The 14,544-nt window shown below is 37.1% G+C and carries 6 protein-coding genes and 1 pseudogene; 5 read left to right on the top strand and 2 right to left on the bottom strand.

The genetic code is table 11. The features are described from left to right. The first annotated feature begins 21 nt into the window (after positions 1-21). From H3U49_RS03195 to H3U49_RS03185, 3 genes are all read left to right on the top strand, one after another. Positions 22-975, top strand: a complete 954-nt coding sequence (locus H3U49_RS03195; protein ID WP_198179631.1) for a class A sortase — start codon at positions 22-24, stop codon at positions 973-975. A 265-nt stretch (positions 976-1,240) separates the two neighbouring features. Further along, positions 1,241-3,103: a MucBP domain-containing protein gene (locus H3U49_RS03190; protein ID WP_198179629.1), complete on the top strand. Its 1,863-nt coding sequence runs from the start codon at positions 1,241-1,243 to the stop codon at positions 3,101-3,103. A 523-nt stretch (positions 3,104-3,626) separates the two neighbouring features. Further along, a complete protein-coding gene (locus H3U49_RS03185; RefSeq protein WP_198179627.1) occupies positions 3,627-7,355 on the top strand; it encodes a BspA family leucine-rich repeat surface protein in 3,729 nt (1,242 codons plus the stop codon). 51 nt (positions 7,356-7,406) lie between these two features. Here the strand turns inward: H3U49_RS03185 and H3U49_RS09865 are convergent. Both H3U49_RS09865 and H3U49_RS10010 read right to left on the bottom strand, forming a co-directional pair. Further along, positions 7,407-7,590 (bottom strand): annotated as a pseudogene (locus H3U49_RS09865) (IS3 family transposase); the annotation flags it as partial. After that, positions 7,539-7,670 (bottom strand): hypothetical protein, encoded by a 132-nt coding sequence (locus H3U49_RS10010; RefSeq protein WP_370567299.1) that lies wholly within the window; start codon positions 7,668-7,670, stop codon positions 7,539-7,541. The gene H3U49_RS10010 and the pseudogene H3U49_RS09865, both read right to left, overlap by 52 nt. A 150-nt stretch (positions 7,671-7,820) precedes the next feature. Here H3U49_RS10010 and H3U49_RS03175 point away from each other — a divergent pair, with 150 nt between their 5' ends. Together H3U49_RS03175 and H3U49_RS03170 are read left to right on the top strand one after the other, a co-directional pair. Then, positions 7,821-12,092 (top strand): MucBP domain-containing protein, encoded by a 4,272-nt coding sequence (locus H3U49_RS03175; protein ID WP_198179623.1) that lies wholly within the window; start codon positions 7,821-7,823, stop codon positions 12,090-12,092. Positions 12,093-12,238: 146 nt separating this feature from the next. Continuing rightward, on the top strand, positions 12,239-14,544 hold a 2,306-nt coding region (locus H3U49_RS03170; RefSeq protein WP_198179621.1), incomplete at its 3' end, for a BspA family leucine-rich repeat surface protein.

Genomic DNA, 14,544 nt, shown 5'->3' with positions numbered 1-14,544 from the left:
AGTTTAAAGAAAAGGGATCAAATGGCAAGTAAAAAGCAAGCAAAATCTTCAAAACAGCAAATATGGTCTACTATTCGAGTGTTACTTTTAGGTGCCCTTTTTTATCTGGGCGTAACTTTAATCTTTTTCGGCTCCGGTTTTGGCAACTCATATGTAGTTCAGCAAAATGCGGAAAAAGCAAATACCACTTTAACACAAAAGAAAGCAGATAGAAATAAAAAACGCAAAACAAGTTATGATGCCAGCAAAACCAAATCAGTTAGCGCAGCCAGCGTCCTTAGAGCCAAGCAAATCAAGGCATACGCTATTGGCCGCATTGCTATTCCTGCTGTTAATATTCATAATCCCCTTTTTGCCGGTTATGGCGATCAAAACCAGAACTTGGAATACGGTGTCGTTACCTGTCTGCCGGATCGCGTCATGGGCGGCGCTAATAATTATGTGCTTGCAGGACACTATATGGGGTCTTATGGTCCTGCAGTTTTGGATAATTTGCATCTGGCTCACCCTGGTGACCTCATCTATGTCACAGACTTGCATCATATTTATGTATATAAAATAAAAAGGATGTCTTTTGCCATCAAACCAACTCAAGTTGAAGTTGAAAACAATGTGCAGGATAAGAGTATGATTACCCTAATTACATGTTCAGACTTTAACACTTCCAAATACGGTTACGGTCAACACCGTACAGTTGCACAGGGCGACTTGATCAGCAAAATGAAAGCAAGTCAGCATAATTTAGCTCTTAGCGAATTGACTGCTAAGCCAAAGCATAGTAAAAAAGAACATCAAGTATCTTTGAAAAACAATAAACAGCACAAGAAAATTAACAAGGCTGTTCAAGTCCGCGCAAATGCTAAACCAAAATTTTATCAAAATATGACTTTCATCAGAGCAGTAATTATTATCTTTAACATTGTTTTTGTCCTGGCCATAGGCTGGCGATTTGTTCACATCTGGTTTTTAAGATAAAGATTAAAAGGTTAACTATATAATAGTAGTAAAATTATCTATTTCGAAATAGTCATCTTTGTTAATCCATGCTATACTGAGGTTAACACAGTATTATGAGGATAGTATTTGGTTGCGGTTACTTTGGTGTAAATAATTATGTTTATTTTTACAAACTTCTTTAATTTAATCATTATAATAATCATGTTATTTCAAAGTAAGCGTTCTATTAAAAGAAAAAGCCAAATTTACTGCTATTTGGATTAGTAAAGAAGATGATGACTAAATGACGACTAAAACCCGAGAATCAAGCGACTTGAATGATACAATTGAGCCTGCATTTAAACTGCAAAATTCTGTCTCAAATTCCAACACACTTGACAGCTGGATGCCAGATAAAGTTTTACAGAAAATCGTGGCCGCTAATTTAGGTCAACCAATTAAGCAAATTACCAAAGAAAGTCTTGCCAATCTGACAGAACTCAGCTTAATCGCACCAAGCGAAATGCCTATCGTTCATGGCAAACGGAAATATGCTATTTCCCCTGCTGAATATCGCTTGCGTTTGCGGCTTAAATCACTGGCCGGATTAGAATATGCAACTAATTTGGTTAAAATAAATCTGGCTCCTGACCGTCAGCTAAACAGTGATTGGTGTCACCGAGCTGTTATTAATTCAACTTTAGCGGATATTTCTGCTTTAAAAAATTTGTATAAATTAACCAATATTAATTTAGAAATGTGCAACTTGCATGATATTTCTGCCTTAGCAAATAAGCCACAATTGGTTCAACTAAATCTCTCATATAATGCAATTACTGATTTTTCACCATTAAAATCGAATAAGCAATTAATTGAAAGTGGTAGTCTAAAGCTAAGAAAACAAATAATATTGGCAGAGCCAGTTCACCTAACTGCAGGAACTACTTCTTACACGTCGGGCCCTTACCAGCTGCTTGATTTTAATGGCAAAAACATGACACTTAAGGTTGAGACTGGTAAGCACCTTAGTTCTAAATATCCAGTCAAGCAATATTCCAGCAATTGGAGTGATCATGTCGGTCAAGTCAATGGTAAACAAACCGTAACATGGGATCTTTCAGGATTACAGTCAGATGATAGTGCAGCAATGACCGTTAAGTTCTGTAGTAGTAATTCAGCGCAAGAGCCAATAATTTCAGGCTGGTACATTATCCCGTTTAGAATTGTCAGCGGGCAACCTATTACTATTCACTTTAAAGATGACGCGGATAATACCATTGCATGTCAGCAGAAACTATATGGTGATGTTAATACCAGCAGTACTATTACTATTCCGACATTTACTGGTTATTCAATTAGTGCCAAAGCAGTTGATGGGACTACGACACCAATTAGTCAGGGCTCTGTCACTGCTACTATTACCGCCCAACCACAAGAAATCACTCTAATTTATACTCGTAACAAGGCAGCAGATATCACCGTCCATTATCAAGATGAAACTGGTAAGCCAATCGCTCCTGAAAGCACAATTAGCGGCGTCTTTAGTGAACAAAAAATAATTCAACCGCAGGATATTTCTGGCTATACACCGAGTCATTATCAAATTGACCACAATGGTATTTCACACCATCCGGGAAGCGTAGCCATTGTACTTAACAATCAACCGCAAGAAATTACCTTCTATTATAATAGGGAAAAAGTTTCAAATGTGATTGTTCATTATCAAGATACTGCTGGCAAAAAAGTTGCTCCAGATGAAATTTTAAGTGGCTTTGTTAATGATCAGCAAACTGCTTCGGCATTAAAACTGCCAGGATATACTGTTAAACTTAAAGACTTTAACGGTTCACATATTGATACTGATTTAAATACAACTGCAATTACGCTTAAGCAAAAGCCACAGGAGCTAACCTATATTTATACTAAAAATATCTTAAGGAGTAAAAACACCGTTAAAGAAGAGAAATCGCAAAAATATAAACATAGGCAAAAGACTCATATTAATAGTAAGATACAATCAATAGTTAATAAGAAAAAAGACGTTCGCCAACCTAGTGCTAAAGCAATAAAAGGCTGGCAATTAGGACTGTTAGCACTGGGTTTAATATCATTATTCAGTGTTTTAGGATTAGCTATTATTTATTACAATAGAAAAAGCAAACATTAAAAATTAGCACTCTATAAATGTACTTATAGTGTGCTTTTTATATACAATTTTATCATTACTATGCAAGTACTTAGGACAATCTAGGTGTAATAAATAGTCAACAAGTAACTTGAAATGTAAACAAACTTACACCTAATATACTAGTGAAATGTTTTACATGACAGTTGAATACACAGGTTCAGCTAGTGAAGGTGGTTGGTTAATAGTTCCATTCATGGTAGTTGATTAATTTAGACTATTAAAAAATTAGTCATGCAGGTTGGCTCTTTTCATCATATTTAGTAAAGAGCACATAATTTAAGATTCATAAAATATCACTGAAACTATAGTTAATTAGACTGCTGTGTAAAAGCACTACAAAAAGTATCCGAATAAGTTATCCAAGTCACAAAAATAGTAGGAAAATACTTAAAGCAGTCAATATGAGTACTGGGTTTTTAGTCTAGCCTAGCTGAGTTTGACTTTCGCCTAAGCCAGCCATATACTAAACCTATATTAATATGCAGTTTAGAAGAGGAATTATATGAATACACATAAGAATGCTAACAAGCAAGGAGAAAAAATATTGCTCGGCGGCGTGGCCGCAGCTGCTTTAGGCTTAATTAATGCCAAACCCCAGACGGTGAAGGCAGCTAATCAGAATGGCACTCGTGCCACCAAGAAGACTGTGAGAAGAGCAGTCAAGACTAAATTAAATTACCAAACAGAATCCACTGGAACCAATTCGGAAACTGAGGGTGAAACTGCTACTGACGATAACCACACTGACCAAAAGAGCGACAATCAAGCAGCTGATAGCGAGACTAATGCGGGTACAGGTAGTATAGGTATCTCAAGCAATACCTCAGAAGCTGGACAGAATCAAGCTGGTGCTAATAGCAGCACAGCAAATGAAAATAATCAAGACACAACTGCAGACAATACAAGCTCTTTAGGCACAAAAGACAGTATAAAAACTGAAAAAATCGAAAAAGATGTCAAAAGAGATAGCGGAAATCCTACCATATTAACTGGTGTTTGGCTTGGTGTCGATGTAACTTTTCAGCCAGGACGTGGAATATACACCATTAAAGGTAATAATCAAACTATTGAGGGCATTCCCGGCAATTCTATTAATATTTTTTCACTAGCAAAAGATGGTCATGATCTTTTTGCTGAGCCTCTCTTTTCAGATAAAAATCAAATTAAAGAAGTCGACTTTACAGGTCCTCTTAACTTTAGAGGTACGATGCAAAGTATGTTCTATGATTTGTCAAGTTTAACCAAAATTACTGGATTAGAAAATCTGAATACATCTAATGTAATTAGTATGAATGGTATGTTTGCCAATTGTTCAAGCCTTAGTTCAATTGAGGGAATAAATAAATTAGATGCTTCCAAAGTAACTGATATGTCCTATATGTTTGAAAACTGTGGCAGTTTATCTAGCTTAGATTTAAGTGGTTTAAATATCGGTTTAAATATTAACAAGAATGGTAATAAAGATGATCCTATTACCATGAAAGAGATGTTTAGGGGTTGTTCTAACCTTAAAAACCTAATTTTACCAGATAAAATCGATACTTCTCAATTTACCGATATGACTGGTATGTTTTATGACTGCTCAGACTTAGTTTCTGTAAGTTATCCAAGTTCCGAAAATTCAGCAGATCCAGAAAATCCAAAAGTAGACCTAACCAAGTTTAATACTAATAGCCTACAATATATGGCTTACATGTTTAGTAAATGTTCTAACATAAAGGACTTAGACTTATCTAGTTTCGACACTGGGAATGTCACTTTAATGGACGACGCATTTAGTGAATGTAGTAGTTTAACTGTGTTGAATATTGCAAATTTTAATATGGCGAGGGTCGAACATTATGTATCACTTAGTAATCTTCTAAATAATTTGACTAAGTTGAAAAAACTAGTGTTAGGTAAAAATTGTAAGTTTACAAGTGAGGATAAAACTGCTGGTCTTAATACTCCGGGAACGTGGGTTAATGTTGGTAACGGTACTGAAGGGGACCCAGAAATGAGTAAAAAATGGTCTTCCACCGATTTAATGAATAATTATAATGGTGAAACTGATCACGATACTTATATCAGATTCTATGATGGCTACCCTGTAAAAATTCATTACGTGTACCTTGATAAAGAAGGAAAACAACACCCAATTTTAGATAAAGATGGAAAATCCTATGACTATGTAGTTGCTGGTGATAACGGTAAAACCAGCGACCCTATTAATACTAGAAATATATATGGTTATACTATCAATTCCATTTTTGTCAATAATGATAAACAATCTAGTACTGACAAAGTCACAGTCACATTTACTGATCAGGAACAAGATGTTTACTTCGTTTATGACAGGGCAAAAGGTAACTCTATTACGGTTAATTATTTATACTATGTGGATGATAAAGGCCATACAAAGCCTCTTCTTGATAAAGACAATAAGCCGATGAAGGAAGAAGTTGACGGTGTACTTTATGGTGATCAGAAAGATATTATTCCAAAACCAGTACCTGGTTACACCATCAAGCAAATTAACATTAATGGCGCTAAACAGCCTGGAACTGATAAAGCAACTGTTGGCTACTCCGAGAAAGAGCAAAATGTCGACTTTATTTATGAAAGAAAACAAGGTAAATCTATTACAGTCAATTATTTATACTTGGATAATAAAGGCCACACAAAGCCTATTCTTGATAAAGACAATAAGCCGATGATGGAAGAAGTTGACGGTGTACTTTATGGTGATCAGAAAGATATTATTCCTAAACCAATACCTGGTTACATCATTAAGCAAATTAACATTGATAATGTTAAACAACCTGCGACTGATAAAGCTACTGTAGGCTACTCTGATAAAGATCAAAATGTTTATTTCATTTATGACAGGGACACAGGTAAACCTATTACGGTTAATTATTTATACTATGTGGATGATAAAGGCCATACAAAGCCTATTCTTGATAAAGATAATAAGCCGATGACAGAAAAAGTTGATGGTGTACTTTATGGTGATCAGAAAGATATTATTCCCAAACCAATACCTGGTTACACCATTAAGCAAATTAACATTGATGGCGTTAAACAGTCTGGAACTGATAAAGCAACTGTTGGCTATTCCGATAAAAAGCAAAATGTCGACTTTGTTTATGAAAGAAAACAAGGTAAATCTATTACAGTCAATTATTTATACTTGGATGATAAAGGCCACACAAAGCCTATTCTTGATAAAGACAATAAGCCGATGAAGGAAAATATTGCCGGTGTACTTTATGGTGATCAGAAAGATATTATTCCAAAGCAATTATTTGGTTACACGACCAAGCAAATTAACATTGATGGCGTTAAACAGCCTGGAACTGATAAAGCAACTGTTGGCTACTCCGAGAAAGAGCAAAATGTCGACTTTGTTTATGAAAGAAAACAAGGTAAATCTATTACAGTCAATTATTTATACTTGGATGATAAAGGCCATACAAAGCCTCTTCTTGATAAAGACAATAAGCCGATGAAGGAAGAAATTGACGGTGTACTTTATGGTGATCAGAAAGATATTATCCCAAAACCAGTACCTGGTTACACGATTAAGCAAATTAACATCAATGGTGTTACACAGCCTGGAACTGATAAAGCAACTGTTGGCTACTCCGAGAAAGAGCAAAATGTCGACTTTATTTATACTAAAAAGCCAGACACTAACAACCCTAATACTAATAAAGTTAGAGCAGCAGATGTAACTGTTCACTATAAAGACGAATTTGGTAATACTATTGCTCCCGATGAGATACTGAGTGGTTATGTTGGTGATAGCTATACTACTGGAGCTAAAAATATTTCTGGCTATACATTAAAGACGAGACCAGATAATGCCACGGGGCTCTTTAACACTTTCCCGCAAGATGTAACTTATATTTATACTACGATAGGTACAAACAAGACACCAAATATTAATGAGCCTACTACTCCTACTACCCCTAATACCCCTTCTAAAACGCCTAAAGAAAATAATCGGAAGGTAAAAAATGAGAAGGAAAAAAAGAAAGGAAAAAAGAAAAAAGCTTTCAAACCAACAGTAAACAAAAATTTGTCTCAAAAGCAAGGCAGTTCAAGCGTTACTAAAAGTCAACAAATTGTTGCTTTACCACAGACAGGTACTAATAAGCATTCCAGTCTGGCTATGCTCGCATTAGGAAGCTTAACTTTAGTTGGTGCACTAAGTGCAGCCTGGTTTAGTCGTAAGAAAATTAAATAAAACTCATCAGTAAAAATATGAAGTGAAACTAAAAAGTTAGACATTTTAATATTACGCAAGATTCAATGCACGATTCCGATATTTGATCGGAGTCGTGTATTTTAGTTTGTTTGATCTTCTAATATGATTGAACCAGTAAACATAATCATGCAGTACTCCCACTTTTCTTCTAGTGAATTGATCTTAGTTTTCCCGGTGCATTATCATGATAATTGCCCTTGCATAATATGCTTTGCTTACGTCAGTCAAAGATTTTTGGTGCGTTAAATACATACAATCAACTTCAACTTTCAAAACAATTGTATATTTAGTCATTAAAAAAGTACGCCCAATAGTTAGATTTATGTTTAACTATTATGAAGCGCTTCAATTTTAACAGGTGCTTTTCTTTTATGCAGTTTGACATTGATTTAGCCCAGCCATATACTAAACCTATATTAATATGCAGTTTAGAAGAGGAATTATATGAATACACATAAGAATGCTAACAAGCAAGGAGAAAAAATATTGCTCGGTGGTGTGGCCGCAGCTGCTTTAGGCTTAATTAATGCCAAGCCCCAGACGGTCAAGGCAGCTAATCAGAATGGCACTCGTGCCACTAAAAAGACTGCGAGAAGAGCAGTCAAGACTAAATTGAATTACCAAACTGAAGCTGAGGGTGAAGCAACTTCTGATGATGAGCCCACTGACCAAAATAGTAGCATCCCAGAAACTGGACAAGTCCAGGCTGGTACCAATAGCAGCACAGCAAGTGAAAATAATGCAGATGCACGCAATACCAGCGATCCAAGCACTACAGACAATGCAAAAGCTGATTCTGCTGACTCTGCACAATTTAATTCTGTTAACGCAATTCGTGACAGCAATACTATCTTCTCAAGTACTTGGGAAGATATACCTCTCACGCTTAATAATGGTGTTTTATCACTGGGTGAAAAAGGCAAAACCTATACGATAAATAATTCAGACAATAAGGATATTAGTATTAGCCAAAATGTTAGTGGGGTAACTGCAGACGATATTACTGAAATCGATATTAATGCTCCCATTGCAATTAAGGGCAGTGCAAATGGGGTTTTTAATAATTTAAAAAACATAACTTCAATAACTGGCTTAGATAAATTAGATACTTCTCAGGTTACAAACATGCAACAAATGTTTGCTAGTTGCCCTAAATTGACTGAATTAGATTTATCTAGTTTTAAGACAGACAAAGTGACTAACTATACTGGCCTTTTTCTCAATGACACAAATTTAACTAGTATTAATTTGTCCAATTTTACAATTGCAGATGACGCTAAAATGCTAATTATGTTTCGCTTCTGTTCAAATTTAAAAAAATTAGTCTTGGGTAGTGGCTTTAAAATTCCAGAAATTAAAGGAAAACCAGGTTCCTTTTTGCCTGATTTGGGAACTTGGGTAAACATGGGGGTTGATCAGGGCTCTCCAGCCAAAGGCACTAATAGGTGGTCTTCAGCCGATTTAATGTCCAAATATCAGGGCTCTACTGATCACGACACTTATGTTTGTTTTGCTAATCTAGGCGGTACCGTTACTGTCCATTACCAAGATGAAGATGGCAAGCAGCTAGTTGATCAAGATGGCAAGGAAATTCCTGATGAAAAGCTCTTTGGCAATATTTCAGACTCGGTAACTGTTGACACCAGCAAAGAATTTAATGGCTACAAGTTCAAAGAAAATCAAAATCCTACTGTTACAGCATTTATCTCTGACCCGCAAGATATTACCTTGGTCTACTCTAAGAGTAAAACTGATAATACTACCATCTCAAGTACTTGGGAAGATATACCTGTCACGCTTAATAATGGCGTACTATCAATTGGTGAAAAAGGCAAAACCTATACAATAAATAATTCAGACGATAAGGATATTAGCATTGACATGAACATCGACAATGTTTCTGGAAATGACATTACAGAGATCGATATTAATGCTCCCATTGCCATCATTGGATCTGCTGAGATGCTTTTTTCTCGACTCACGAATCTTAACACAATCAATGGCTTAGATAAACTAGATACTTCTAAAATAACGAGTATGCCATGGATGTTTTTTGACTGTAAAAAAATAGTTTCTTTAGATTTGTCCAGTTTCGATACTACTAATGTAACCAGCTTTAATGTAATGTTTGCCGCAGACCCCAGCCTAACTAGCGTGGATCTATCCAGTTTTACTGTTGCAAATGATGCCACAACGATGGGGATGTTTGCATTAAGCAAAGATTACACTCCCAGTTTGACCAAATTAATTTTAGGTAAAGGTTTTAAATTCACTACAAGCAATGGTAGACCCAACAATTCACTTCAACAGCCAGGAACTTGGGTAAACATGGGTGAAGGAAATGGCTCTCTGGCTAAGGGTACTAATCAGTGGTCTTCAGCTGATTTAATGACCAATTATCAAGGTGATAGAGACCATGACACTTATGTTAGATATACTGGTGGCACAGTAACTGTTCATCGCCAAGATGAAGATGGCAAGCAGCTAGTTGATCAAGATGGTAAGGAGATTCCTGATGAAAAGCTTTTCGGCAACAGTTCAGACTTGGTAACTGTTGACACCAGCAAAGAATTTGCTGGCTACAAGTTCAAAGAAAACAAAAATTCTGATGTAACAGCATTTATCTCTGATCCGCAAGATATTACCTTGGTCTATTCCAAGAGTAAAACTGATAATACTTGGGAAGGTGTTCCTTTTACCTTCAATAATGGCGTCTTATCTCTAGGTGAAAAAGGTAAAACCTATTCAATTGACAACTCCGCCGAAAATGAAATTGGCATTAATAATAATATAAGTACTGTAAATACTGACAATATTACTGAAATAGATATTCTGGGAAAAATAACAATTAATGGGCCGGCTGATTCATTATTTGATACTCTTCCTAAATTAACTCAAATTAACGGTTTAGATAACCTCATTACTTCAAATGTCACTGACATGAGCTACATGTTTGCCAATTGTCCAAAATTAGTTTCATTAGATCTCTCAAGTTTTGATACTAGCAAAGTTACATTCTTTTCTTCTATGTTTTATGCAGACACCAACTTATCTAGCATAAACTTATCTAGCTTTATAATTACTGATGATGCTATATTAGATGGCTTGTTTGATTCATGTACAAATTTAACTAAATTAACTTTAGGCAAAGGGGTTAAGTTTCCTCTAGACGGAGAACAGCCTGAAGATTTACTTAAACAGCCAGGTACCTGGGTAAACATGAGTGAAGAGAATGGTTCTTTGACCAAGGGTACTAATCAGTGGTCTTCAGCTGATTTGATAACTAAATACCAAGGAGATAGAGACCATGATACTTACGTTAGATATACTGGTGGCACAGTTACTATCCATCGCCAAGATGAAGATGGCAATCAGCTAGTTGATCAAAAAGGTGAAAAGATTCCTGATGAAAAATTCTTTGGCAACATTTCAGACTCAGTAACTGTTGACACCAGCAAAGAATTTGCCGGCTACAAGTTCAAAGAAAACAAGAATTCTGATGTAACAGCATTTATTTCTGATCCGCAAGATATTACTCTAGTCTATTCTAAGAGTAAAACCGATAACACTTCTGACACTTCGGATGGTTCTAACAGCTCCGATGGTTCTGATAGTTCCAACAGTTCTGATAGCTCTAATAGCTCTGACAACTCCGATGGTTCTGATAGTTCTAACGGTTCAAATAGCTCTAATGGTTCCGATAGCTCCAACACTTCAAACGGTTCCGACAGCTCTGATAGCTCTAATGGTTCTAACAGTTCCAATAGCTCCAATAGCTCCAACAGCTCTGATAGCTCTAATGGTTCTGACAGTTCTAACAGCTCTGATAGCTCTAATGGTTCTGACGGTTCCAACAGTTCCAATAGCTCTAATAGTTCTAACAGCTCTAACAGCTCTAACGGTTCAAATAGCTCCAACACTTCAAACAGCTCTGATAGTTCTAATGGTTCTAACAGCTCCAATGGTTCTGATAGTTCTAACGGTTCAAATAGCTCCAATAGCTCTAATGGTTCCAATGCTTCTAACAGCTCTGATAATTCCAATGGCTCTAATTCTTCCAATACTGCTGGTTCAATTGTCAACAGCCCTGCAGCCATAGCACCTGCAGTCACAGTTCATTATCAAGATGAATATGGCAACACTGTTGCTCCTGACCTCGTAATCCAAGGTCGCATTGGTGATGGCTATACTACTGGTGCCGAGACTGTTTCTGGCTATACTTTAAAGACCCGGCCTGATAATGCGACTGGTTTCTTCATCAACAGTCCGCAAAGCGTGACCTACGTTTACAGCAAGAGTGATGGCCAAACTAATAATTCCACTACTACTCCAGCTGGAAACCAGACACCGACTGACAATGAGCCGACTCCAATTCCGACCAGCAAAAAGACCAAGAAAAAGAAGGCACCTAAGAAGGCAATTAAAGGCCTTCATGCAAATAAGCAGAGCAAGAAAGCACCAGCCAAATCAATCAAAGGTCTCACGGCTAACAAACATCAGGCTAACCGCCCTGCTAAACTGGCGGCTGCAGGTCGCAAATTAAACAAGACTGCTAGCGCTGACCCACAAAAAGGCAAGCTGAATCAGGACAGCAGCACTGATGCATTGCCGCAAACTGGTGCCGAGAAGCACAATAGTTTAGCCATGCTGGCACTAGGTGGTTTGGCCTTGGCCACTGCTCTGGGTGCTGCTTGGCTTGAGCGTAAGAAAGACTAATTAAATTCTGACAAATAAAAAACGTCCTATATTATCAATTATTATCAATATAGGGCGATTTTAGTCTAGCCTAGCTGAGTTTGACTTTCGCCTAAGCCAGCCATATACTAAACCTATATTAATATGCAGTTTAGAAGAGGAATTATATGAATACACATAAGAATGCTAACAAGCAAGGAGAAAAAATATTGCTCGGCGGCGTGGCCGCAGCTGCTTTAGGCTTAATTAATGCCAAGCCCCAGACGGTCAAGGCAGCTAATCAGAATGGCACTCGTGCCACTAAAAAGACTGCGAAAAGAGCAGTCAAGACCAAGTTGAACTATCAAAGTGAAACTGGTTCGGAAACTGAAGGCGAAACAGCTGATGATGGCCATACTGGCCAAGACAGCAGCAGTCAAACTGCTGGCAGCGAAGCTAACACAAGTGCTGCAAGCAGCACCCAAGAAGTTGGACAGGGTCAAGCTGGAGCCAATAGCAGCACGGCAAGTGAAAATAGTGCAGATGCAGGCAATACCAGCGATCCAAGCACCACAGACAAAGCAAAAGCTGACAAGCAAGAAGCAAGCTCTTCACAATTTGTTCCTGCTAAAGCTACTCGTGATGGCGCAATTTCAAGCAGATGGAACGATATCCCCGTTACAGCTGATAATGGTATATTAAAAATTGGTTTACCTGACAAGCAATATACTATTAAAAGTGATAGTTTACTTAAAAAAATTGGCATTAATAACAACATACCTTGGGTAGACACATCAAAAATTACAGAGATAGATATATTAGGAACATTAGAAATTGAAGGATATGCTAATAATTTATTCTCTGGACTTTCTAGTTTACAAACTTTTAAGGACTTGGAAAACTTAAAAACAGATAAAGTAACACGGATGGACGATATGTTCGATAGCTGTTCATCACTAACTTTCCTGTCCCTTCCTGAAAGTTTTAATACAAGTAAAGTAACTAATATGGAAAGTATGTTCGGTCAGTGTACTGCTCTAGAAACTTTAGATTTATCATATTTTGATACTTCTAATGTAGATGAAATGATGGATATGTTCAACGGGTGTACTAATCTAAAAAGCTTAAACCTGCAAAATTTCAATACCGACGAGATAGATGATTTTAATGGCTTAAGTTCTATGTTTGAAAATTGTACCAATCTTGAAGAACTAAATATAGAAAACTTTAATATTCCGTCTGCTAAGTCTAGTGATTCAATGTTTGATAATGACCCTAATTTACGAAAATTAGTTTTAGGATCTAAGTGCGATATTTCAAATTCTAATCTTAATGTTCAAGGCACTTGGGTAAACATGGGTCTAGGAAAAGATTCCCCTAAAAAGGGTACATGCAAATGGTACTATCCACAGGCATTCTTAGACGAATTTAATCCTTCGACTCAACATGATACCTATGTATGTTTTGCTGATCTTGGAGGACCAATTACAGTTCATTATCAAAGTGATAACAAAGATATTGCTGATGCAGATGAGCAATTCGGGGACATAGATACTAAACTTGTCAACGACAACTCATTCACTGCTTTTAAGCCCCAAGAAATTAAGGGTTATAAGTTTGACCACGCGGACTTCAATGGATCGACAACGGATATAGATAGCTTTCTGTTCACAAGCAAGCCTCAAACCGTTAATCTCATATACACCAAAAATGGATCATCTACTCCTAATGGCTCTGAAGGTTCTACTGGCTCTGACGGCTCGAATGGTTCCAACAATTCTGACAGCTCTAACGGTTCCAACAGTTCCAATAGCTCAAATAGCTCTAATGGTTCCAACAGCTCTGATAGCTCTAATGGTTCTAACAGTTCTGATAGCTCTAATGGTTCTAACAGTTCTGATAGCTCTAATGGCTCCAACAGCTCTGATAGCTCTAATGGCTCCAACAGCTCTGATAGCTCTAATGGCTCCAACAGCTCTGATAGCTCTAATGGTTCTAACAGTTCTGATAGCTCTAATGGCTCCAACAGCTCTGATAGTTCAAATGGCTCCGATAGCTCTAACGGTTCTAACAGCTCTGATAGTTCTAATGGTTCCAACAGCTCTGATAGCTCTAATGGTTCCAACAGCTCTGATAGCTCTAATGGTTCTAACAGCTCTGATAGTTCAAATGGTTCCAACAACTCTGATAGTTCTAATGGCTCCAACAGCTCTGATAGCTCTAATGGTTCTAACAGTTCTGATAGCTCTAATGGTTCTAACAGTTCTGATAGCTCTAATGGTTCTAACAACTCTGATAGCTCTAATGGCTCCAACAGCTCTGATAGTTCAAATGGCTCCGATAGCTCTAACGGTTCTAACAGCTCTGATAGCTCTAATGGTTCTAACAGTTCCAATAGCTCTAACAGCTCTGATAGCTCTAATGGTTCTAACAACTCTGATAGCTCTAATGGCTCCAACAGCTCTGATAGTTCAAATGGCTCCGATAGCTCTAA

The organism is Lactobacillus sp. W8174, assembly GCF_016100975.1.
In the GTDB taxonomy this organism is placed as follows: Bacteria; Bacillota; Bacilli; order Lactobacillales; family Lactobacillaceae; genus Lactobacillus; species Lactobacillus juensis.
This window is presented reverse-complemented; position numbering and strand designations above follow the sequence as displayed.

What these genes read in the sequence shown, in the direction of transcription:
- H3U49_RS03195 (WP_198179631.1), top strand. Translation starts at nt 22, where the DNA reads ATGGCAAGTAAAAAGCAAGCAAAATCTTCAAAACAGCAAATATGGTCT.
- H3U49_RS03190 (WP_198179629.1), top strand. Translation starts at nt 1,241, where the DNA reads ATGACGACTAAAACCCGAGAATCAAGCGACTTGAATGATACAATTGAG.
- H3U49_RS03185 (WP_198179627.1), top strand. Translation starts at nt 3,627, where the DNA reads ATGAATACACATAAGAATGCTAACAAGCAAGGAGAAAAAATATTGCTC.
- H3U49_RS10010 (WP_370567299.1), bottom strand. Translation starts at nt 7,670, where the DNA reads ATGACTAAATATACAATTGTTTTGAAAGTTGAAGTTGATTGTATGTAT.
- H3U49_RS03175 (WP_198179623.1), top strand. Translation starts at nt 7,821, where the DNA reads ATGAATACACATAAGAATGCTAACAAGCAAGGAGAAAAAATATTGCTC.